The following is a 21,287-nucleotide window of genomic DNA, read 5'->3' on the forward strand; positions in this document are numbered from 1 at the left end:
CTGTTCGTCACACCAATTGGCTGGCGATATTCACCATAAGCGCGAGGATGGTGGTGTTATAGAAAAAGGCCACGACGCCATGCGTGGCGACAAGCTTTCTCATCGGCGAAGAGCAGGTTTCAACGTCGGCCGTCTGAAAGGCGACGCCGATCACATAGGAAAAATAGAGAAAGTCGACATATTGCGGCATCCTGGTGTTGGGAAAATGCAATCCGCCTCTCGCTGTCGGCGGCTCCTGCGAGTCATGCTCTTCCTCGAAATAAAATTCATGCGCATAGTGAAAGGCGAAGGTCAGGTGCAGGAACAGCCAGGAATTCAGCACCGTGACGATCGTGAGCAAAACGGCTGCGCCTTTTTCCCAGCCTTCCATTGACTTCACCGAACCAAGCTCGATCACCACTGCGCCGAAGGAGGCGGTAGCGATCGCCGTCGTCAGCAACAGCATGACGAAGCTGCCCTCGTCGAGACGTTGGGCGCGCTCGCGGATCGTATCATGCGTGGCGGCGGCGACGAGCATGTAGACAAGAGTGAAATAGCAAAGAGCGACGGCGTTCCATGCGACGAGCGCGCGCGCGACCGGCTGCATCGCCTGCGGCAGAAATAATCCGACGATAAAGCCGAGCGTAAGACTGAGAAACAGCTGCGGTCGCGCGCGGACAATTCGGAAAGGCGCCAGGATCGCCGAGGCGCGCCGCGGAATGTCGGACAATCCCTGTCGGCGCAATGGCGCGATCCCTCAGTTACGCCGCGCCGCAACGAAACGGGCGGCCTCGGCGAGAATGTCGGTCGCCTCGCCCAGTTCCGTATCGCGCAGCGCCGCCATCGCTTCTGTGACAAGCGAATCTCGTCTTGCGCGCGCCGCGTCGAGACCGAGAAGTCCAACCAGAGTCGCCTTGCCGCGTTCGGCATCCTTGCCGGCGCGCTTGCCGAGCGCGGCGCTGTCGCCTTCAGCGTCGAGAATGTCGTCGGCGATTTGGAAGGCGGCGCCAAGCGCCTCGCCATAGCGCGTCAGCGCCCGCGCCTGCGCCGCCGACGCCGCGCCAAGGATCGCCCCGGCGTCGACCGCGAAGCGCAACAGAGCGCCGGTCTTCATCGCCTGCATTTGCAGGGTTTCCTCGAGCGAGAGCGGCGTCGCCGCGGTTTCAGCGGCAAGATCGAGCGCCTGTCCGCCGACCATGCCGCCAAGTCCCGCCGCGCGCGCCAGAGCCAGCACGAGAGCGGCGCGCACGCTGGCGTCTTTATGCGTCTTCGCATCGGCGACGACGTCGAAAGCGTAGGTCAAAAGTCCGTCGCCTGCGAGGATCGCCGTCGCTTCATCGAAGGCCTTATGAGTCGTCGGCCGGCCGCGGCGCAAATCGTCATCGTCCATCGCCGGCAGATCGTCATGGGCGAGAGAGTAACAATGAATCATTTCGAGCGCGCAGGCGGTTCGCAACGCCGCATCGCCGACGACCCCAAAGAGTCGCGCAGACTCAATGACGAGAAAGGGCCGCAGCCGCTTGCCGCCGCCAAGCGACGAATAGCGCATCGCCTCGAGAAGCCGCGCAGGACGAACGATTTCGCCCGGCAGCGGCGGCGGCGCAAGCAACGCATCGAGCGCCGCCTCGGTCGCCTCGGCGGCGGCGGCGAGACGGCGGCGAAACTCCTCAGCGCGAGCGGCTTCTTCCATCGGGCGGCGTTCCTTCAAACAAGCGACAATGGCTGCTAGCAAATTTGCGGTTCGATCCCAAGGGGATCCCAAAAGCGCCGCGCGCCGCTTATGGCGAAAACCGGTCGAATTTTAGCCTTTTTGCGCGCCACGAACGCGCGAACGTCGCCCGATGTTGTATTTTTGCGACAGCCATTGCGGCGGGCATTCATTAAGGTCGGCGCGACGCCGATGCGGCTCGCGGCTTACCCAAGCGGCTGCGGGCCGCTGCGTCACACAGAATTCGCGGCGCGTATTTCAGCATCAGGCGCCGCCTCGCCTCAATGGAGCGATCCAGGGTCGCCCTTGCAAGGAGAAATGCATGAAGAAAGTACTGCTGCTGACGACCGCCCTTATCGCGGCCGCGCCGCTCGCGGCGTGCTACTCTCCCGGCGAACGCGCAGCAGGCGGCGCCGTGATCGGCGGACTTGGCGGCGCCGGCATTGGCGCGCTGGCCTCCGGAGGACGCGCGGGCGGCACGCTTGCAGGCGCGGCGATCGGCGCGGCGTCGGGTGCCGTCGTCGGCGCGGCGACCGCTCCGCCGCGGCGTTGCGCGAAATGGGGTTGGGACTATAATGGCAATCGCGTCTGCGTCGCCTTCTATAACTACTGAGCGCGCGCCAATATTTTTAAGACCGCAGGCCTGTCGCCTGCGGTTTTTTTGCGCGTGCGCCAATCGCCGTCTGTATCGCGTCGCGCGGGACGCTTCTTGAACTTGGAAGCCGGATCACTAGTTTGAAGCCAGCGGCGCCGATCGGAGAGAGAATATGCCGGCAGGGTTGACGAAACTGGTGATTTTGGGGGCGCTCGGCTTTTTCATCGGCGCGGCGATCGTCGGCTATTACTCGGGCTGAAGACTTAAGCCCGCGCAAGCGGAAGTTGACGGCGCGTCAAGCGGTGCGGCGGACGATAACTGTTGATTAACGATATTGCTCTAAACGAGTGCAGTTCGAGGCGCGATCAGGAGAATCAGCGATGGCGATCAACAACGTCACCAAGATTGGAATCGTTCTGGCGGTTGGGGTTCTCGCCGGCCTCTTTTCCGCGTTGCTCTCCGTTCTGCTTTTGGCCGTCGCCGGCCTGCTGATCGCCTGGGGCCGGAATCCGCAGGCGACGGAAGCCTTTTTCGAAAGCCTCCCCTACGGCAACTACAGCTCGAAGGCCTTCTCCCGCTTGAGCGCGATTCTTTCCGCATAAGCGCCGCGCTGAAGCCGCGCGTGGGCTTTGGCGAGTCCAGCGCGCCCTCTGGGGCGAGCTTTGCCGCAAGTCGAATCAGCTACTGGCGCTGGAGCGAAAACAGAGCTGAGCCACGCCCGGCGCAATCGATGGCGCAGGCGCAGCCCGGAAACGGCGACGCATGTCGATTGCCCGTCCGAAAGCGGCGACGCGAACCGCCGTCAGAGCCGTCAACTTCACCTTCCGCACTGGCGCATTCGCGCAGCGCGCCGGGAGACGCGCAGTTCACGCGCCTTGACAGAGAAAAGCCCCGACCGTGGATGTATCGGCGGGGCGCTTTTGTTTTGCCGGGTTGTTCGGCCTTAGTAGTAAGCCACGCACATGCTATTGCCGTAGTAGTCATAACCCCACTGGGCGCATGCCGGCGGAGGGGGCGGCGGCGGAGGCGCTCCCGGGGTTGGCGCCGTCAACGCGCCCACCGCAGCGCCACTTGCAGCGCCAATTGCGGCGCCGGCGAGAGTTCCGCCCGCTCTGCCGCCAGACGCCAGCGCTCCTATCCCCGCCCCGCCAAGACCGCCAATAGCAGCGCCGCCAAGCGCTCGGTCCTGAGGTGTGTAGCAACCGGCAAGGGAAACGGCGGTGGCCGCGGCAAGCGCGACGCGAGCAAAGATTTTCATTAGAGTTCCTCTCCGGTGCAGACCGAATGAAGGAGAGTTGATCAATTAGGCTAAAAGTTGATTAAATGCCGCTATGCTGTAATGCCGCAGCGGTCCGACGCCGGATCCATGCGCGGCGTGGCTTTGCGTTTGCGATCGAAAGCGTCCGCCTAATATTTCGTCGCAAAGCGCTCTATGGCGTCGATGAATGCCGTCGGAGCCGCCATGACCCGCCGGACTATTCGCGCCGGCATTGTGGCGAGGGTCCGAACCGTTGCCGACACTGCAATGGCTTTCGCTGTGGAAACAATACGCAGCATGATTGTGTCCCTGCCCGCCTCGCATCTATTTGCGGACTCCCGCCCCGCAATGATCGTGCCGTAGGCTTCATGCGCTCGCCTACAACCTCAGCGACTTCCTGCGCACGCTGGCGACGCCGGCGCCGATCAAAGACTGGACCCTGACGACGCTCAACAAAAAGCTGATCAAGATCGGCGCGAGGGTCGTCGCTCGCGCCCGCTATGTCGCATTCCAGATGGCGGAGTTAGCGATTCCACGTGACCTGTTCTCCGACATTTTGCGGATGATCGCGGAGCTTCTACCGCCGCCCTTGGCGTCCATGGCGTAAAGCGTTTGCGTATCATGAGTTCGAGCAAAACCACGGGAGAAGCGCGTCCAGATGACAAGCAATTCGGCGATTTCTCTTGTCGCAAGGGCGACCCCGGCCGTTGGGTCCGCAAACTCGCGCTCCGGCGGTCTCCGTGACCGCGCGGCCTCGCCAAAGGCTCCAAATATGCCGATGTTGGCATTCGAACCGGGGTCAATCCAGCGAATCCCGGAATAGAACTTTTCCACATGGACCACAGTTTGGCGCGTGGGTGGAAGGGGAATCGAGACTAAGATCAAACGCCACGTCAATCGAAAGGGAGTCGCAATTGAAATCGCTCATCCTCGCTTTTCTTGGTTTAGCGACATTCGCCGCCGCATGGACCTTGGAGCCGAAAGACGCCAACGCGGCCGTTTGCGCACGCGGCGTATATCGCGCCGGCTGCGTCGGTCCGCGCGGCGCTGTCGTGGTGAGGCGTCGTCCCGTCGTCTATGCCCCCCGCTATCGCGTCTACGGGCCGCGCGTTCGCGTGTATCGCCGCTGGTAGGCGTCGCGCGTCGCGAAAACGGGAATTGCACAAACAGGCGTCGTCACGTCCGTCACTGAACGTCTGACGGCTCCGGAGCGCCGGATGCTCGTTCAAATGGCGAGCATGCCGGTCGCGACCTGCCACGCCTGCGGATGTGGCAAAGCCCATGGATGGGCGCGGCTCTTTAGCCCGGAAGGCAGCGCCGGGAAGACGGCGGCGATAGCATTTTCTTAAGAAATTGAGCGTCGCATGATCCTGCAGCGTCAGGCGCTCCTTTCTTAACGCCGCAAAACGTAGGAATGTAAAGCAGCTTGGCGTTGCACCAAAATCACTTTTTAATCCGGCCCGGTCAACGCCGGAGCGATTTTGCGTCGTCGCGCCGGAGCAAAAATGCATCACGCTTGAGTGCGAATGCGTCGATCCAGAATAAAACGCCTTATTACGAAAGCGAAATGGCGGAAGGGGTGGGATTCGAACCCACGGTGGAGTCGCCCCCACGCCGGTTTTCAAGACCGGTGCCTTAAACCGCTCGGCCACCCTTCCGCGCCGGACGTGATATAGCACGCGTCGCCTTCTTCGCGACCGGGATTTGCGCGTGCCGCTCTATTTCGCCTATGGCTCCAATATGGACGCCGCCGCCATGGCGGCGCGCTGTCCGCGCTCGCGGCTCGTCGGGCGGGGGCGGCTTGCGGGCTATCGGACGATCCTGATGCTTTCGGGCTTTGTCAGCGTCGCGCCGGACCGCCGCATGTGCGTGCATGGCGTATTGTGGGACGTCGCGGTCGGCGACGTCGCTGCGCTCGATCGCTATGAAGACGTGGCGCACGGACTCTACGCCAAGAAAAATCTTCCGATTCTGCGCGAGCCTGTCGGCTCGGTCCGGGCGCTGACCTATGTCGGCGCGCGCGCCGATTTTGGCGCGGCGTCGCGGGACTATTTCGGTGCGGTCGTCGCCGCGGCGCGCGCGCAAGCGCTGCCCGGCGCCTATATCGACTATCTCTCAAGTCTAACCTCCGATCGCCAGTCAGGGCGCCGTACATGACTGCTAAAGTCGCCGTCGTCGGCGCGATCGACGACCTTCGCCGCTACGTCAGCACGCGCCGCGCCGCCGGCGAGCGCATCGGGCTCGTGCCGACGATGGGAGCGCTCCACGCCGGCCATCTGTCGCTCGTCGAAGCGGCGCGGCGCGTGGCCGACCGCGTCGTTGTGACGATTTTCGTCAATCCGGCGCAGTTCGGCCTCAATGAGGATTTCTCGCGCTATCCGCGCACGCTCGCCGCCGATCTCGAGAAGCTTTCGCGCGTCGCCGCCGATCTCGTCTTCGCGCCGCCGGTCGAGGAAATCTACCCGGCGGGCTTTTCGACCAAGGTCGTTATGGAGGGGCCTGCGTTGGCCGATCTTGAAGACAGATTCCGGCCGACGCATTTTTCCGGCGTTGCGACGGTCGTGACCAAACTGCTCAATCAGGCGCAGGCCGATGTGGCCGTCTTCGGCGAGAAAGATTATCAGCAACTCTTGGTGATCAAGCGCCTTGCGCGCGATCTCGACATCGCGACCGAAATTCTCGGCGCGCCGACTCTGCGCGAAGCCGACGGTCTCGCCATGTCCTCTCGCAATGTTTATCTCGCGGGCGAGGAACGCGCGCGCGCTAGAGAACTTCACGGCGCGCTGAGCGAAGCCGCGCGCCGCATCCTCAACGGCGAGGATATCGACGCCGCGACGCGCGACCGGTGCGCGAGACTTGCCGAAGTCGGCTTTGACGTCGACTATCTCGAAGCGCGTCACGCCGAGACCCTGGCGCCGGTCTCCGCTCTTGATGAGGGGCCGATTCGGCTGCTCGCGGCGGCGAAGCTCGGCGCGACGCGGCTGATCGACAATATCGCGGTTCAATCATGAGCGATCTTAAGATCATCCGCCTCATCATCGAAGGCCGCGTGCAGGGCGTCGGCTATCGCGCCTTTCTGGTCCGCGAGGCGCTTGCGCTCGACCTCACCGGCTGGGCGCGCAACCGGCGCGACGGCGCGGTCGAGGCGGTCGCCGCCGGGCCGCGTACGGCGCTTGACGCGCTCATCATCGCGGCGCGGCGGGGTCCGAGGCTGGCGCGAGTCGACGGGCTGCGCGAAGAGCCGGCGGATGAAACCGCGCTCGTCGAGTTTTGCGGCGCCGGCTTTTCCGTCGCGCCCGACGCCTGATCCGGAGACGATCACGTGACGAACAGCCGCCGTTTTGTCCTCGCCGGAGTCATGGGCTGGCCGATTGCGCATTCGCGCTCGCCGAAAATCCACAATTATTGGTTCGCGCATTATGGGATCGAGGGCTGCTACGCGCCGTTGCCGGTCGAGCCCGGCCGACTCGAAGCGGCGCTACGGGCCATGCCTGCGCTTGGTTTCGCCGGCTGCAATCTCACCATTCCGCACAAGGAGACGGCGCTACAGTTTCTCGATCGCGTCGACGAGTCCGCGGCGCGAATTGGCGCCGTCAATTGCGTCGTCGTCGAAAAGAAGGGCGAACTTACCGGCCGCAACTATGACGGCTATGGCTTTGTCGCCTCGCTGCGCGAGGCCGCGCCAAACTGGCGCGCCGAAAGCGCGCCCTGCGTTATCATCGGCGCCGGCGGCGGCGCGCGCGCGATCGTCGATGGGCTGCTGGAAGCGGGTGCGAGCGAGATTCGACTCATCAATCGCACTTTGGCGCGGGCCGAAACTCTCGCCGCCGATTTTGGGCCGGGCGTGTCGGCCTTTGCCTGGGATGAGCGAGAACCGGGACTCGCCGGAGCGGGACTTGTCGTCAATGCGACAAGCCAGGGAATGGTCGGCCAACCGCCGCTCGATCTGTCGCTAGCAGAATTGCCGAGATCGGCGCTTGTCGCCGATATCGTCTATGCGCCTCTGGAGACGCCTTTATTGGCCGCCGCCCGCCGACATGGCGCAACGCCGGTCGACGGGCTCGGCATGCTGCTGCATCAGGCGCGCCCAGCTTTTCGCGACTGGACCGGCGTCATGCCGGAAGTGACGCCGGCGCTGCGCGCGACAATTGTCGCGACGCTGTAAATGAAAGAGCGTCGCAGTCTCGCCGCGACGCCATTCATCCCATTATTCGACTGACGCTTACGCCGCGCGCGTGCCGTAGAGGGGCGTGAGGGAGAGGCCGAACAATCGTTGCGCGAGCGTGATCAACTCGTTCGAATGACGCAGCAGCGTGTCGAATCGCTCGTTCACGAAACGCGAATGAAGATTCGACACCTCGTCGATCGATTTGGCGTTGGCGAGCTGCTCGGCGAAGTCGAGGACCGCGGTGGCGTTCTCGGCCCAGAGGTCGATGGTCTTCTGCGACCACGCCGTCGGATCGAACGCCTCGGTCTCCGCCGACTTTATCTCGACCGCAATCGCAAGGGCGGTCGACGGAGCCTTCTCGACCGTCGGCGTCGGCGCTTCAACGACGACCTGCGCCGGCTCGGCGCTGATTGCTTCGCTGGCGGTCGGCGCGGCTTCGGTCTCCGTAACGCTGGGAACCGAACGTTTTGTTTCGGAATGTTTCGACTTGGGGGAACTGCTCTGCGGATTGGCCATTCAACTTCTCCCCATTAGGACTTCGTCGTCGTGCGCTGAAAAGTCGCGCCAAGCTCCTGAGTCTGTTCCTGGATCGCTTTGAGCTGCGCCTGCACGAATTCCGACTGAAGCTTGAACACTTCCTGCGGATCCTTGGCGTGGACGAGCTTTTGGGCCAGATCGAAAGCCGCGTTGACGTTCGCTTCGGCGAAGGACAGCGCCTTGGCGCTCACGTCCTTGGCGGCCGGCAGGCCGAACGGCATGTCCGCCGAAGAATCGAGCGCCTTCTGCGCGGCGCCAGCGAACCCCTCAAAGGCCTTGCGCGCCTGTTCGACGCTCTTTTCCGCGAAATCGCGGACCTCGGTGGGAATTTGGTAGATCGATTCGACCATGGCGCACCTCCGTGCCGTGAAAATGAAACAATCGCCGCGTCAAACTATCCTATCATCCGCCCATTGCGGTCGGCCGACAGCGATCCGGCGAGTTCGAGCATCCTGCACTATTTTATGCTGCAATGCAACAATTTTGTGCGGCGCAGCAGCAAGGCAATGGGCCTTCCGGATATTTAGAATTCTATTGGAATGCTGACGGCGGTCATGGACCTTGCGCGCGACCGTCATTAATTTGATTGCATTGCATGAGCGCGCTCACGAAAAAGCAGAACTCGGCCTTTTGCGAAAATCGCGCTCTAAGCTTATGATCTTAAGAATATTTCTGCGTTTGGACGATTTTGTCCGAATGCAGCGTGTTCTGACGTCACGCCGGGAGACGCCCTGACGGGCGCACGGCGAGCGAGACCGTCGGTCGACGGCGATAGGGCAAATGGTCGGTTCGCGAGAGGAGGTCGAACACGGCGCGCGGGCGGCAGCCGGCGTCGCGGCCGATCCTGTTTTTTCCGCTCTTGAAGCCTCCGGCGCGCCGATCGTCGTCGCCAGCAGCGATCCTTTGCGCATCGATTTTCTCAACGATTCGGCGCGCGCCATGTTTGGCGACGACGCAGAGGCGCTTGGCGAACGCCTGTTTCGCGACGACGAACCGGGCGCGCGCCGACTGGCCGAGCTGGTCAGCGCCTCGCGTAGCGACCGCTGCCTGCGCCTTGAGCGACTGCGCTTTCGCTTCGCCGGCGCGGCGAAAACAATCACCTTTCTTTGCCGCAGTCTCGAGACCGGCGGCGGCGTCTTTTTCGTCGTCGCGGCGCTTGGCCTTCGCGCGGACTCGCCCGCGGAAGATCAGCGTCGCGCCGATGAGGCCAGCGAGGAGACGGCGGCTCTTCGTCGCCGGCTGGCGGCGCGCCATGGCGCGCGTTCGCCGCGATTTTTGTGGAAAACCGACGCGCAGGGCCGCTTCATCGACGTGACCCACGCGCTGGCGGACGTCGTCGGCGACGCCGCCGCCGACATTCTCGGCCGCTCGGCGCAGGACGCATCGAAGGCGCTTGCGCTCGATCCGGCATTCGCGCGCGCCGTCGCCTCGCAGCGCGCCTGGAGCGGCGTCGAGGTCGAATGGCCGCTGGAAGACGACAGCGGACATGTGCCGACGACGCTCGGCGCCCTGCAGTCGACCGATCGCGCGGGTCGGTTTCTCGGCTACCAGGGCTATGGCGTCCTGCATATCGACCGCGCGCGCGCCGCCGCGCCGCGGCCGGAGACGACTTTCGGTTCGGGGTCCGAAGGGCGCTCCGCCAACCCGTCGGCCGACAATGTCGTGACGCTGCACCCGCCCGCTTCTGCGCCTGCCCCTTCGGGCTCGCTGGAGGCGCTCAGTTCGAGCGAACGTCTGGCTTTTGACGAAATCGCACGGACGCTCAAGGAAGGCGCCATCGCTGCAGCGGATGCGACCGCCGCCCAACAATCGGAGCCCAAGGCGCCGGAGCCGCAACAGCCGACCGCGCCGCTGCGTTATCGCGAATTTTTCCTGCCGGGTCCGGAGCAGAGCGCACTGGCGCTGGCCCGGGCGCTCGAAGAGAAGCTCACGCGGCAAAAATCGGGAAACGCGTTGCTTGGCGCGGCTTTCGATTTGTCGCCTATGCCGCTTGCGATCATAAACGCTGAGGGAATGCTCGTGAGGACGAATGCGCGGTTCGCCGCCTGTTTCGGGGCCGATGTCCGCGAAGGCGGGAACCGCAGCCTTGCCTCTCTTCTCAGCCCCGCCGACGCGCAAAATCTGGCTCAGCGCCTGTCGCTCGCCCTGGCTGAAGAGAGGAGCGCGCGACTGTCATTGTTGCGGGCGCCGCCGGGCGGCGGCGCTCCGTCTGACCTCGCGCTGCGCCTCCTTCCAATCGAGGAAAAGCCGCTCATCCTCGTTTCCATCGAGTCGCACGACAGCGCCTCTTTAAACGAGCGCGCAGTTGAAGCGGCGCGGCTCGCCGCCGAAGCCGCCAATGCGGCGAAAACCGATTTTCTCGCCCGTGTGTCGCATGAGATTCGCACGCCGCTCAACGCCATCATCGGCTTCGCCGAAGTGATGATGGAAGAGCGTCTGGGGCCGATCGGCTCTCCCCGCTACAAAGAATATTTGAACGACATGCACGTCTCGGGCGCCCATGTCCTGTCGCTCGTCAACGATCTTCTCGATCTCTCCAAGATCGAAGCGGGCAAGATGGAGCTTTCTTTCGCGCGGGTGGACGCCAATGCGGTGATCTCGGAATGCGCGTCGATCATGCAGGCGCAGGCTAATCAGGCGCGCGTCGTCCTGCGCCTCGCGCTCGCGCCAAGCCTGCCGCCGCTGCGGGCCGATCCGCGTTCCTTGAAGCAGATCCTTCTCAATCTTCTGTCAAATGCGGTGAAGTTTAACGAGCCCGGCGGGCAGGTGATCGTATCAAGCGCGCTCACTGACGCCGGTTCTGTCGTCATTCGCGTCAAGGACACCGGGATCGGCATGTCGGATGAGGATGTCGCAACTGCGCTCGAACCATTTCGGCAGGTGGACACTTCCCGCAAAACGAGCGGCACGGGGCTTGGACTTCCGCTGACCAAGGCTCTGATCGAGGCGAATCATGCCTCCTTCAGCGTCACGAGCAGTCGTAACGAAGGAACGCTGATCGAAATCGCCTTCGCGCCGCAGTAATTCGCGGCCGAATAGGCCGACGGCGCTGACGAAGCTGGAATGATTGTCGCCCCGGCTGGAGCGAGATGAGCAGAGATTGCATAAAGGAACTGAAGCTGGTCAGCTCAGTCCGCTGGCGCAATAGCGCCCGCGCTTACGCGGGACCGCTCCCGCCAACGGACCGTACAAGACGTGAAACGTCGTGATTTCTTAAACTTACTTCATCCGCATGGCGACGATCGCGCCGCCGATGACGATAGCGAGCATAAGTCCCGGGATCAGATACTGCATATTTTCCTCCCACATTGCGCCAGCCAGTGGCTCTTTTTTCCGGCTTCGCCGCGATACAGCTTCACCAAAGGGGACACTCTTTGTCAAGCGCCGCTATGCTCTATTTGTCCGCGTTTGCTCCCCTCTGGGCCGCGCCGGCTGCTTCACGCTCCGCGCATTGCCGGCATGGCGCGGTTGCGCCAATCTCGCGGTTCGCAGCGATAGGCGACTTGCATCCTCATGGCCCCTGCCCCCTACACCATCGATCTTAACGCCGACCTCGGCGAGGGCTTCGGCCATTGGCGCATGGGCGACGACGACGCCATGCTCGACATCGTCACGAGCGCCAATGTGGCCTGCGGCTTCCACGCCGGTGACCCCGACATCATGGCGACGACCTTCGCGCGCGCCAAGGAAAAGGGAGTCGCCGTGGGCGCGCATGTCGCCTTTCCCGATCTTGCGGGGTTTGGCCGGCGCGCACTGCCGATGAACGCGCGGGAGATCGAACGCGCCGTCGCCTATCAACTCGGCGCGGCGCAGGCGCTCGCGGGATTGAGCGGACATCGGATTACTCATGTCAAGGCGCATGGCGCGCTCGCCAATATCGCCGAGCGTGACGCCGATGTCGCAAATGCGATCGCGCATGCGGTTCGCGGCGTCGACCCGTCGCTCGCGCTGCTCGCGATCGCGCTCTCCGAGCAGACGCGCGCTGGCGCGCGCACAGGGCTGCGCGTCGTCAATGAAATCTTCGCCGACCGCGCCTATCTGGACGACGGGCGCCTTCAGCCGCGATCGCAAGAAGGCGCGGTCATCGAGGATATTGAACGCGCTTGCGCCCGCGTGGTCGACATGCTCGCCAATGGCGGTTTGAGGACCATCAGCGGCAAGCTGTTGCCGACGCCGATCGATTCGATCTGCGTTCACGGCGACACGCCGCTTGCCGTCGAAATGGCGCGGCGTTTACGCGTATCGCTGGAGCGTGACGGCTGGGGGCTGCGCGCCTTCGCAGGAGCCTGACCGCAATGGAGGAGAAAACGCCGCGCTTTCTGAATTGCGGCGAGGCGGCGATGTCGGTCGAGTTCGGCGAGAGCGTCGATCCCGCGATCAATGCGCGCGTGTTAACGCTTGACGAACGTCTGCGCGCGGCGCCGCCGCGAGGCTTACGCGAGACGACGCCGACCTATCGCGCGCTGCTGCTACGCTACGAACCGCTCGAAATTTCGCGAGACGCGCTGATTGCGGCGATCGAAGCTCTACTCGGCTCTACTGAGATTGAGGCGAAACTCTCACATCCCGCCGCGCGCTGGACGATTCCCTGCTGCTATGACCCCGCCTTCGCAGAGGATATTGATGAGGCGGCCGCGCAGCTCGGGCGCGCCGCGCCGTCGCTGGCGCAATCGCACGCCGGCGCGGATTATCGCGTCTACATGTATGGATTCGCGCCCGGCTGGTGCTATCTCGGCGGATTGCCGCAAGCCCTCGCCATTCCCAGGCGCGCCAGCCCGCGCGGCCCCACGCCGCAAGGGGCCGTTCTCATTGGCGGCGCGCTCGCCCTCATTGCCGCTAATCCCATGCCGACGGGCTGGTATGTCATCGGGCGAACGCCCGAGCGCATGTTCGCGCAACGGCGCGATCCGCCTTTTCTCGCCGCGCCGGGCGACGCGGTGCGTTTCGAGCCGATCGACGCCGAGACATTCCTGGCGCTCGACGCGCGCGCCGCGGCGGGCGAGACGGTGGCGCGCCGGGAGGCGCTGCGATGAACGCGCGGCTCCTTGTCGACGCCGCCGGACCTGGCGTCACGATTCAAGACGAGGGCCGCTTCGGTCTGTCGCGTTACGGCGTGACTCCAGCCGGGCCTATGGATTTTGGCGCTTATCTCGCCGCAACGCGGACGGCCGGCGCTGACAGCGCGATTGAAGTTTCGTTTGGCGGGGCGGCTTTTCAGGCGGAAGGCGCAACGCTTTGCGTCGCGGTCGCTGGGGGCGATTTCGACATCCGGCTGGACGGGCGGCCGATGCCTTCGGCCTGCATGCTGCCGCTTGCTCCAGAGTCGCGGCTCACGCTGCGCGCCGGCGCCTCGGGGGCCTGGTGCTATGTCGCCATCGGCGGAAGGCTCGACGTTGCGCCCGTTCTCGGCTCGCGCGCGACGCATGCCCGCTCAGGGCTCGGCCCTAAGCCGCTCGCCGCCGGCGACGCGCTGCCGCTCGCGGACACGGCGGCGCCGCCTCTCGAGCCGCTGGCCCTGACGGCGCCTTGGCTCGCTCCGAGCAATGCGCCGATCCGCCTGCTCCTTGGGCCACAGGCGGATTACTTCGCTCAAGGCCAGATCGAGGCCTTCCTGAACGCGCGGTGGCGCATCGGCGCGCGCAGCGATCGCATGGCCTATCGGCTGGAAGGGCCGACGATCCGCCATGCGCGCGGACATGATATCGTCTCCGACGGCGTCGCGATGGGAGCGATCCAGATACCCGGCGACGGCGCGCCGCTCGCGCTCCTGGCCGACCGCCAGCCGACCGGCGGTTATCCGAAAATCGCGACCGTTATTGGCGCAGACCTGGGCCGGCTGGCGCAGTTGCGTCCTGGCGAAAATCTGTCGTTTCGCGCCGTTAATTGGGACGAGGCGGTCGCCGCCCGCCGCGATTATTTCGCCGCGATTGAAGCCGGCGCAACGCGCGAGCCGCTTCGCGCCGAACTCAGCGCCGAGTCGCTGTTGGCCGAAAATCTCGTCGGCGGCGTCGTCGATGCGCGAGACTGACTATTCCGCTGGCTCTTTAATCTCAGCGATGAGGGTCACGGGCTCCGCCGTCCGCGCCGGCGCCGAAGCGGCGGCGGCAGCGACCTTCGCCGCCGCTCTCCGCCGCTTCCACCACTTATAAAGCATCATCCACCACGGATCGCCGACATGCAGGTGATAACGTAGCGGCGTCTTGATGATGGCGAGCACCAGGCCGATCGAGAACAGGCACCAGACCGCCGGCCATTCATTGATATTGCCGGTGGTAAGGCTCGCCAGGAACGGACCGGCGACCCAGGAGAACAGGATGAAGCGCCAGCTGCCGTAAAGCGACGGAATGTAAAAGGCCATCAGCGGATATTCGATGTAGCCGCGCCCGAGATAGGCGTTATCGGCCATGAAATTGCCAATGCCGTTGGTCGGCAGCAGCCAGGCGATGTGCCATTCGCCGCGCACCGTGCAGAGCACGTCGCCGCACAGCGGCCTTCCCAGGGCGCAGTGACCCGCCCAGGCGAAAGGATAGAGCTGGAGCAGCATGGCGATGGCCGCGACGAAACAGCCGAAATAGGCCCAGGGCGCGATGATCCTGGCGCTGTCCTTGGGCATGAAATAAAGCGCCACCGCGTTAATAAAGAACGGCTGGAAAGTTATGTGGAGATAACCAAACATGGTCATCAATTGGTTTAGCGGCGAGTCGCATTGGTTCAAGACGGAATAGGCGACCGCCTGAAGCGACTCCATGCTGGCGAAATAGAGAAGGCAAACCCACAGCGCGAGCGGTTCAGGATCCTTCTTGAGCGCCGAATAGGCCGCGCCGGCGATCCCCGTCGCCGCCAACACCGTTGACGCCTCTCCACTCCAGCACATCCAGGCATTTCCTCTTTTTCTTGTCTGCGACCCGATACACCATCCGTCGGGCCGGTCAAAGCCCCGAGGGGCCAAACGCCTTTGCGTTCAAGCTGGACCGTCGGGCAGGAAATCCGCCGGCGCCAGTTCGAAACCGGCGAATTCGAAGCCCGGCGCCACCGTGCAGCCGACGAGCGTCCATTCATTTGGGCCCTGGCCGAGGCTTTGCGCCGACTGCCATACGCCTGCGGGGACCACGCCTTGCGGTCGCTCGCCGGCGGCGAGATCGAAGCCAAGCCGCAGGATTTCAACTGGCGCGCCCTGCTTCGCGATCTTCAGCTCCAGCGGCGCCCCGGCGTAATAGTGCCAGACTTCGGCTGCGTCGACGCGGTGCCAGTGAGAAACGCCGCCGCCGGGAAGCAGATAATAGATCGCCGTCGAGGCGGCGCGGCCGCCGCCGACCGATAAGGAATCGCGAAATGTCTGGCGATAGAAGCCGCCCTCGGGATGGGGCGCGAGATCGAGCAGCCGCACAATCTCCTCAGTCGAAAGCGCGCCCATCATGCGGCGAAATTGTTCTTGCGCTCGCGCATCGCCGCGAAAACGGCTGAAGCGTCCGCGCCCGGCATGCCCATCGCGGCCGTTACGCTCGGATCTTCGACCCGCAGGAAGGGATTGGTGGCGTTTTCGAGCGCGATCGTCGTCGGCAGGGTGAAGGTTCCGCGCTGACGCAAATCGGCGACCGTTTGCGCCCGCGCGCGCAGCGCCGGATTATCGGGGTCGACGGTAAGCGCGAATTTGGCGTTGGCCTGGGTATATTCATGGCCGCAATAGACCAGCGTTTCCCCAGGTAGATCGGCAAGCGTTTCGAGCGTGAGACGCATCCTCTCCATGGTGCCTTCGAAAACGCGGCCGCAACCGAGCGAAAATAGCGTGTCGCCGACAAACACAATCTCATCCTCGACGAAGTAATAGGCGATGTGTCCGAGCGTGTGGCCGGGCGTTTCGATGACGCGCGCGCGCGCTTCGCCGACGTCGACAATGTCGCCTTCCGAAACTGCGCGGTCGAGCGGCGGCAGGCGGTACGCGTCCTTGGCGGCGCCAATGACCTTCATATGCGCAAAGCGCGCCTTGAGCGTCTGCGTTCCCTGCACATGATCGGCGTGATGATGGGTTAGCAGCAGATGCGTCAGCGGCCAGCCGCGCCGCTCGGCCTCATTGGCGATCGCTTCGCCGTCGGGCGCGTCGACGCTCGCGGTCGCGCCGAGCTCCGGCTCATGGACGAGCAGGCCGAAATTATCATTGAGGCAGATGAACTGCGCGACTTCCAATGCCATGGCGCGGCGTCTCCTTCGGCGTTCGTCTATCATAGCGCACCTCGCCAAAAAACCGACAGCCGCGCCGGAACGGGGGTCGCGCCTTGCGCCACCGATCGATTGCGCCGATGATCGTCGCCATGCTCGACGTCGTCGATTTACGCGCCTTTTACGACACGGCGCTGGGAGGGGTGGCGCGCCGCCTGGTGTCGCGGCTGGTGCGCGCGCGCTGGCAGGACCATGCCGGTCTGCGCGTGCTCGGCATTGGCTACGCCACGCCCTATCTAGACGGGTTTCGCGAGAAGGCGCAGCGCGTGCTCGCCTTCATGCCGGCGACGCAAGGCGTCGTTCACTGGCCGCTCGACGGGCGCTCCGCTACGGCGCTGGTCGAGCCCTCGATGACCCCTCTGCCCGACGCGAGCATCGATCGCATCCTGATCGTGCATGCGCTCGAGACCGACGAGCATCCGCATGATCTGCTCGAAGAAGTCTGGCGCATTCTAGCGGCAGGCGGCCGGGTGCTGATCGTCGCGCCGAGCCGCACCGGACTTTGGGCGCGGGTCGACACCACGCCCTTCGGACAGGGACATCCCTATTCGCGCGGCCAGTTGCAGCAATTGCTGCAGGAGGCGCAATTCCTGCCGCTCTACTGGGACGAAGCGCTCTACGTGCCGCCGTTCCAGCGCGCGTCGCTGCTGCGCTCGGCGCCGGCCTTCGAGCGCATCGCCGGCCGCTTCTCTCTGCCGGGCGGCGGCGTGCATATTGTCGAGGCGACGAAGCAGCTCTACCGCCCAATTACGCGCCGCGCCGTGCGCCGGCTTCCGGTCGAACTCGAACCGGCGATGGAGCCGGCCGGCGCGGAAGCCGGGCTTGAGGGGATATAAGCGCCGAAGGGCGGACGGGGCTGAGCGTCACCGCCGGCGGTATTCCACCGCGACGCCGAACGACTGGGCCAAAAACAGCGCGCCGTGGATCAGTCCGGTTTCGTCGATGCCATGGCCGAGCCGCGCCGAAAGATGCCACTGCGTCGGCACGCCCGAATCCGCCAGCGCATTGGCGGACATGAGCAGCGCCTCGACGGGGATCATTTCGTCTTCTTCGCCATGAGCAAGGAGCACCGCCGGCGGATTCTCGTGGGCCGCCAACTCTTCGCCGGCCAACGACGGCCCGAGCACATAGACGCCCGAATAGCCAAGAATCGCGCGCGGCGCGCGCTTGCGGCGCAGGCCGGTATGCAGCGCCATCATCGTGCCCTGGCTGAATCCGACCAGCGCCAACGCTCGATCGTCAAATCCGCGCTTGGCGAGTTCGGCGTCGAGAAAAGCGTCGAGCGTCGGGCGCGCCGCCACGCAGCCGCGCCAGCGCTCTTCTGGGTCGCGCATGGTGAGCGGAAACCATTGCCGGCCGGTCGGCGACGCGGCGCATCGCTCCGGCGCATGCGGCGCGACGAAGTCGGCGTCGGGGAGGAAGCCGCGCCATTGACGGCCGATCTCGATGAGATCGGCGCCGTCGGCGCCATAGCCATGAAGAAAAACGACAAGCTGTTTGGGCTTGCCGGAACGCGCCTGTACTCTCGGACCATCAATAGCCGCCATGAACCTGCGCCCTTCCGTCGCACCGCAAATGCGTTGGACGGTTTATGCGCGAAGGGCGGCGCCGACGCAACGGCGCGCGAAATTAGAGCGTTTTGACGAAAAACGAGACGATCTTGAATGCGTAGATGCAAGCGGCGGCAAGCGTGCTGTGCTTGACCATGGTCATGGCGAGATAAATGTGATCAGGCCTCATCAAAAAACCTCATAGTCGCACGCAACCGCTGCGCGCCGGCGTTCGCATCAGAAGCGACATTCGAATGAGACGGTTGCTTGCGAAGCGTCGCGCCGCCTGCGTCTCCAACAGACTCCCGCAAGAGGCGCGCCATGCGCCGCTGGTTCGATTGCGTCGGTTCACCGCAGGCGGAACCGAGTGGATTTGATCGAACCCTTCGCCGGCAGCTAGCGTTCGACAGGCCGGCCGGTCAAGCGGATCGCTCTGAGAATGACGGCTTCGCGACAATATGTCACCAGAAGCCGTCATGCCCGCCGGCCGGCGGCGCGGCCAGCGATATTGCTAAAAAAGCGTGAGACGCCAATGTCTAGAACGCCGGCGTCGAAACCGAAAAGAGGTACGCCATGGGCAGGTTTCTCATCGTCGCGGGGCTCGTCCTGATCGGCCTCGGCGTTTTGTGGACGGTCGGCGAGCGATTTGGCCTTGGACGTCTGCCAGGCGACATTGTCGTCGAACGAGGCAATTTCCGATTCTACTTTCCGCTCGCGACGTCGCTCGTGTTGAGCGTCGTCATCAGTCTGCTTTTATGGCTGTTCAGCCGTTAACGCCTTTGACAATTTGACGCAGCCGCCCCCTAATGCCGCCAAAAAAGGGAGGCGCCGTTGCCGGAATTGTTCAAGCATCTGTCCGTCGCGCAAATGGCAGCGCTGTTTTGCCTGAGCGCCCTGGCTCTCACCTGGTTGGGCGTTTTCCTTTTTCAGCGGCTCATCCACTCATGGATACATGGGCGTCGCAACGCCAATGAAATGATCGGACTGACGCTGGCGGCGTTCGCCGCGCTCTACGGCATTTTGCTGGGCTTGCTGGCGGTCGAGGCGTATCAGGATTTCTCCGCCGTCCAGGACATCGTTTCCAAGGAGGCGTCGGCGATCGCGACGTTGCATAAGGATTTCGGCGGGCTTCCGCCGCCGATTCGCGACGAGCTGCAGGATAAGCTGCGCGCCTATGCGCATGAGGCGATCGACGCCGTCCACCCGCCGCCCGACGTGGTCCAGAATCCTCATTCGGCGTCGCCGGGCTTGGACGCGCTGTTCGCGCTGATCATGAATTTTCAGCCGAAGCTCAAGAGCGAAGAGATGATTCAGACGGAGACGTTCACGCGATTGAACACGCTGGTCGAACATCGCCGCTATATCATCGCCGCGGGCGAGAACGGCATTCCCAATGAGCTGTGGTGGGTGGTTTGTCTCGGCGGCGCAATATTGATCGGCCTGATGTGGCTCTTCGACATGGAGATCCACGTCCATCTGATCCTCAGCAGCGCTGTGGGGCTGTTTATGGGCTCGGTGGTGTTTCTCATCGCCGCGCTCGACAATCCATTCAACGGCGGACTGACGGTCGGTTCGGAGCCGATCGAAACGGTGCTGAAGAGCATGGACGGCTGATGCCGCCGCGCGCACTCAAGGGTGGCGCGTCGACGTGAGCAGGAGCGCTCGATACTTAACTCTGGTTGCTCGGCGCGCTTGCGCCGGCGCGCGCCGGCTTGATCACTCCGACATCGACCTGTATCTCGTCGCCCTCGACGCGTATTTCATAGGGGTGGAGCGCATTGCGGACGAGATGCGTCACGCATTTGCCGCTCGCGCTGTCGAACCCCCATTGATGGTGCGGACAGGTGACGGTCTGCCCATTGAAAGTGGCGTCGCTCAACGGCATGTCGGCATGCGGACAACGCCCGCGATAGGCCTTGAGCTCGCCGCCCGTCGGCCAGACCAGCAGCACGCTCTTTTTGCCGGCGTGAAAGAGGCCCATGCCCCCTTCGCTCACCGCGCCGGTGTTACAGATTGTCGTGAACGCCATCACGTCGCCTTCACAAAATTAGCCCCTGACCGGCGGTAGCAAGTTGCGGACCAAGGACAACCCTGCGATGGCGCGTTCGCGCTGAAATTTGAGATCCAGCGGTCGCCCACGCCTCATTTCGGCGAAGCGAAGATTATTGTAAGCAGATCGCTAAGGCTCGCGCACTGATCGTATGGCTGAATCGTGCCGGAGGGATAGCCACAGTAATACAACCCTCCGCCAGTTTGTGTTTTTGTCGGATTAGCGCCGCCGTTGCTCATGGGGCTGAAAAACGCCTGATAGCAGCCGGTCCCCAGATTGCCTTTGCAGTTATTGAGAGTGGGCGCCAGTGTGCTGTAACCACAATTGCTTGGATATTTTGCATTCCCCAATGTGGGAGTTCCTGCGCAGATGAAGGCGGCATGGCCCGCACTGCAGGCGATTTTAACTCCAAAATTGTAGTTCGCTGGGCCTTGGCTCGCGCAGTAGCCAGGAGGCGATGAAATCAAATTCTTTTGGTTCGCAGGAATCACCTGATTGGGATTCAACTGGGCCACATTATAGGTGACGCCGCTTACGGGCTGTGTGTTTGAGTTGTCGTAGTAAGGACAGTTTGGGAGCCATTGAGCGTCGTTGCAGGCGACGCCATTCGCGTCCACGCGCCTCGGGATCACGCTAATATCGTAGCCCAGGCCAGTGCTTGTGCCGGATACTTCAATAATCGTCATCGGCCGTAGGGAAGCAGGCGTGCAACCGGTCACAGGCGCGACGTCAGCACAAATTTTGTTTTGCGCAGCAGGCCAGCTCAACGAGCCCCGACAAGCTAGCGTGTCTTTGGGAACGACTAAGTAACTCCCATTTCCGCCAACTGTACAACCGCCTGAGAACGTCGCTCCCGCCAGAAGACTCGCGCCGGTCGGGCCATAGATTCCGACATATATGGGCTGGCCGACCGTGTTGACGAACTTCACTGGGGCGTTGAAATTCTGCGCGTAGCCGAAGGGCATAAAGCAGATCATCGTCCCCAAGACCGCGGCCAGCCGATGCAGCGATCGTGAAAACAGGGATACGTCCTTTTTCATTTCATCTCTTCCTTCATCAAAATTGAAAATTCGGAAGCGCTGAAATCGACTCCCGACGATAAGAGCAGCTCTGTCAAGCTTAAGGTAATGGCTTTCGGCGGCGCTTGTCTATCCACCGGCGCTGAATGCATCACGGCGCGCAATATGAAAATCGGCGGGGCGCGCCTGCGCTGAAATCTTGTCGC

General features: G+C 63.5%; 24 protein-coding genes, 1 tRNA gene and 1 pseudogene. 15 read left to right on the plus strand and 11 right to left on the minus strand.

Annotation, left to right across the window (positions count from 1 at the left end):
- Nucleotides 1-7 precede the first annotated feature (7 nt).
- On the minus strand, nucleotides 8-724 hold the full coding sequence (locus AB7I51_RS07820; protein WP_428403764.1) for a DUF1345 domain-containing protein: 717 nt from the start codon (nucleotides 722-724) through the stop codon (nucleotides 8-10).
- A 12-nt stretch (nucleotides 725-736) separates the two neighbouring features.
- Nucleotides 737-1,669, minus strand: coding sequence for a polyprenyl synthetase family protein (locus tag AB7I51_RS07825; protein WP_428403765.1), 933 nt, complete (start codon nucleotides 1,667-1,669; stop codon nucleotides 737-739).
- A gap of 340 nt (nucleotides 1,670-2,009) precedes the next feature.
- On the opposite strand from AB7I51_RS07825, the gene AB7I51_RS07830 reads away from it, so the two are divergent.
- The 4 genes and pseudogenes from AB7I51_RS07830 (at nucleotide 2,010) to AB7I51_RS07845 (ending at nucleotide 4,673) form a co-directional block, all read left to right on the plus strand.
- A complete protein-coding gene (locus AB7I51_RS07830) occupies nucleotides 2,010-2,300 on the plus strand; it encodes a hypothetical protein (RefSeq protein ID WP_428403766.1) in 291 nt (96 codons plus the stop codon).
- A 362-nt stretch (nucleotides 2,301-2,662) separates the two neighbouring features.
- Nucleotides 2,663-2,884 carry a hypothetical protein gene (locus tag AB7I51_RS07835; RefSeq protein WP_428403767.1) on the plus strand — a complete coding sequence of 74 codons (222 nt, stop codon included), beginning with the start codon at nucleotides 2,663-2,665 and terminating at the stop codon, nucleotides 2,882-2,884.
- Between the two features lie 1,017 nt (nucleotides 2,885-3,901).
- Nucleotides 3,902-4,147, plus strand: a pseudogene (locus AB7I51_RS07840) (transposase); the annotation flags it as partial.
- Between the two features lie 307 nt (nucleotides 4,148-4,454).
- Nucleotides 4,455-4,673 (plus strand): hypothetical protein, encoded by a 219-nt coding sequence (locus tag AB7I51_RS07845; protein WP_428403768.1) that lies wholly within the window; start codon nucleotides 4,455-4,457, stop codon nucleotides 4,671-4,673.
- Between the two features lie 435 nt (nucleotides 4,674-5,108).
- Here AB7I51_RS07845 and AB7I51_RS07850 read toward each other — a convergent pair.
- Nucleotides 5,109-5,198: transfer RNA gene (locus AB7I51_RS07850), tRNA-Ser, on the minus strand.
- Nucleotides 5,199-5,244: 46 nt separating this feature from the next.
- Between AB7I51_RS07850 and AB7I51_RS07855 the strand changes: the two genes are divergently transcribed.
- The 4 genes from AB7I51_RS07855 to AB7I51_RS07870 are packed head-to-tail and all read left to right on the plus strand — an operon-like array spanning nucleotide 5,245 to nucleotide 7,705.
- The gene (locus tag AB7I51_RS07855) at nucleotides 5,245-5,697 is read left to right on the plus strand and encodes a gamma-glutamylcyclotransferase family protein (protein WP_428403769.1); all 453 of its coding nucleotides are present in this window, start codon (nucleotides 5,245-5,247) and stop codon (nucleotides 5,695-5,697) included.
- Nucleotides 5,694-6,551, plus strand: coding sequence for a pantoate--beta-alanine ligase (gene panC / locus AB7I51_RS07860; protein ID WP_428403770.1), 858 nt, complete (start codon nucleotides 5,694-5,696; stop codon nucleotides 6,549-6,551). Before AB7I51_RS07855 ends, panC begins: the two co-directional genes overlap by 4 nt.
- On the plus strand, nucleotides 6,548-6,847 hold the full coding sequence (locus AB7I51_RS07865) for an acylphosphatase (RefSeq protein ID WP_428403771.1): 300 nt from the start codon (nucleotides 6,548-6,550) through the stop codon (nucleotides 6,845-6,847). The genes panC and AB7I51_RS07865 overlap by 4 nt, the downstream gene beginning before the upstream one ends.
- 15 nt (nucleotides 6,848-6,862) lie before the next feature.
- Nucleotides 6,863-7,705 carry a shikimate dehydrogenase gene (locus tag AB7I51_RS07870; protein ID WP_428403772.1) on the plus strand — a complete coding sequence of 281 codons (843 nt, stop codon included), beginning with the start codon at nucleotides 6,863-6,865 and terminating at the stop codon, nucleotides 7,703-7,705.
- A gap of 57 nt (nucleotides 7,706-7,762) precedes the next feature.
- Here AB7I51_RS07870 and AB7I51_RS07875 read toward each other — a convergent pair whose 3' ends face one another.
- Entirely contained in the window at nucleotides 7,763-8,224 is a 462-nt protein-coding gene (locus tag AB7I51_RS07875; protein WP_428403773.1) for a phasin family protein, read from the minus strand.
- A gap of 14 nt (nucleotides 8,225-8,238) precedes the next feature.
- Nucleotides 8,239-8,595: a phasin family protein gene (locus AB7I51_RS07880; protein ID WP_428403774.1), complete on the minus strand. Its 357-nt coding sequence runs from the start codon at nucleotides 8,593-8,595 to the stop codon at nucleotides 8,239-8,241.
- Nucleotides 8,596-9,025: 430 nt separating this feature from the next.
- Between AB7I51_RS07880 and AB7I51_RS07885 the strand changes: the two genes are divergently transcribed.
- The 4 genes from AB7I51_RS07885 to AB7I51_RS07900 all read left to right on the plus strand — a co-directional run bounded on the left by AB7I51_RS07885 (nucleotide 9,026) and on the right by AB7I51_RS07900 (nucleotide 14,273).
- On the plus strand, nucleotides 9,026-11,269 hold the full coding sequence (locus AB7I51_RS07885; RefSeq protein WP_428403775.1) for an ATP-binding protein: 2,244 nt from the start codon (nucleotides 9,026-9,028) through the stop codon (nucleotides 11,267-11,269).
- A 489-nt stretch (nucleotides 11,270-11,758) separates the two neighbouring features.
- Nucleotides 11,759-12,535 carry a LamB/YcsF family protein gene (locus AB7I51_RS07890; RefSeq protein WP_428403776.1) on the plus strand — a complete coding sequence of 259 codons (777 nt, stop codon included), beginning with the start codon at nucleotides 11,759-11,761 and terminating at the stop codon, nucleotides 12,533-12,535.
- A gap of 5 nt (nucleotides 12,536-12,540) precedes the next feature.
- On the plus strand, nucleotides 12,541-13,278 hold the full coding sequence (locus AB7I51_RS07895; protein WP_428403777.1) for a 5-oxoprolinase subunit B family protein: 738 nt from the start codon (nucleotides 12,541-12,543) through the stop codon (nucleotides 13,276-13,278).
- Entirely contained in the window at nucleotides 13,275-14,273 is a 999-nt protein-coding gene (locus AB7I51_RS07900; RefSeq protein WP_428403778.1) for a biotin-dependent carboxyltransferase family protein, read from the plus strand. The genes AB7I51_RS07895 and AB7I51_RS07900 overlap by 4 nt, the downstream gene beginning before the upstream one ends.
- On the opposite strand, the gene AB7I51_RS07905 is transcribed toward AB7I51_RS07900, so the two are convergent.
- The 3 genes from AB7I51_RS07905 to gloB form a co-directional block, all read right to left on the minus strand.
- On the minus strand, nucleotides 14,274-15,119 hold the full coding sequence (locus AB7I51_RS07905; protein WP_428403779.1) for a DUF5765 domain-containing protein: 846 nt from the start codon (nucleotides 15,117-15,119) through the stop codon (nucleotides 14,274-14,276).
- Nucleotides 15,120-15,206: 87 nt separating this feature from the next.
- Entirely contained in the window at nucleotides 15,207-15,662 is a 456-nt protein-coding gene (locus AB7I51_RS07910; protein WP_428403780.1) for a cupin domain-containing protein, read from the minus strand.
- Nucleotides 15,659-16,435: a hydroxyacylglutathione hydrolase gene (gloB, locus tag AB7I51_RS07915; protein WP_428403781.1), complete on the minus strand. Its 777-nt coding sequence runs from the start codon at nucleotides 16,433-16,435 to the stop codon at nucleotides 15,659-15,661. Before gloB ends, AB7I51_RS07910 begins: the two co-directional genes overlap by 4 nt.
- Nucleotides 16,436-16,542: 107 nt before the next feature.
- Between gloB and AB7I51_RS07920 the strand changes: the two genes are divergently transcribed.
- Complete coding sequence (locus AB7I51_RS07920; protein WP_428403782.1) at nucleotides 16,543-17,298, plus strand: class I SAM-dependent methyltransferase; 756 nt, start codon at nucleotides 16,543-16,545, stop codon at nucleotides 17,296-17,298.
- Between the two features lie 27 nt (nucleotides 17,299-17,325).
- Here the strand turns inward: AB7I51_RS07920 and AB7I51_RS07925 are convergent, their stop codons facing one another.
- Nucleotides 17,326-18,009, minus strand: coding sequence for an alpha/beta hydrolase (locus AB7I51_RS07925; RefSeq protein WP_428403783.1), 684 nt, complete (start codon nucleotides 18,007-18,009; stop codon nucleotides 17,326-17,328).
- A gap of 576 nt (nucleotides 18,010-18,585) precedes the next feature.
- On the opposite strand from AB7I51_RS07925, the gene AB7I51_RS07930 reads away from it, so the two are divergent.
- Together AB7I51_RS07930 and AB7I51_RS07935 are read left to right on the plus strand one after the other, a co-directional pair.
- On the plus strand, nucleotides 18,586-18,786 hold the full coding sequence (locus AB7I51_RS07930) for a DUF2905 domain-containing protein (RefSeq protein WP_428403784.1): 201 nt from the start codon (nucleotides 18,586-18,588) through the stop codon (nucleotides 18,784-18,786).
- A gap of 57 nt (nucleotides 18,787-18,843) precedes the next feature.
- On the plus strand, nucleotides 18,844-19,626 hold the full coding sequence (locus AB7I51_RS07935) for a hypothetical protein (protein WP_428403785.1): 783 nt from the start codon (nucleotides 18,844-18,846) through the stop codon (nucleotides 19,624-19,626).
- Between the two features lie 55 nt (nucleotides 19,627-19,681).
- Here AB7I51_RS07935 and AB7I51_RS07940 read toward each other — a convergent pair whose 3' ends face one another.
- A complete protein-coding gene (locus AB7I51_RS07940; RefSeq protein WP_428403786.1) occupies nucleotides 19,682-20,041 on the minus strand; it encodes a Rieske (2Fe-2S) protein in 360 nt (119 codons plus the stop codon).
- A gap of 113 nt (nucleotides 20,042-20,154) precedes the next feature.
- On the minus strand, nucleotides 20,155-21,102 hold the full coding sequence (locus tag AB7I51_RS07945) for a hypothetical protein (protein ID WP_428403787.1): 948 nt from the start codon (nucleotides 21,100-21,102) through the stop codon (nucleotides 20,155-20,157).
- Nucleotides 21,103-21,287 lie beyond the last annotated feature (185 nt).

Source organism: Methylocystis sp. (genome assembly GCF_050246715.1).
Classification (GTDB): domain Bacteria; phylum Pseudomonadota; class Alphaproteobacteria; order Rhizobiales; family Beijerinckiaceae; genus Methylocystis.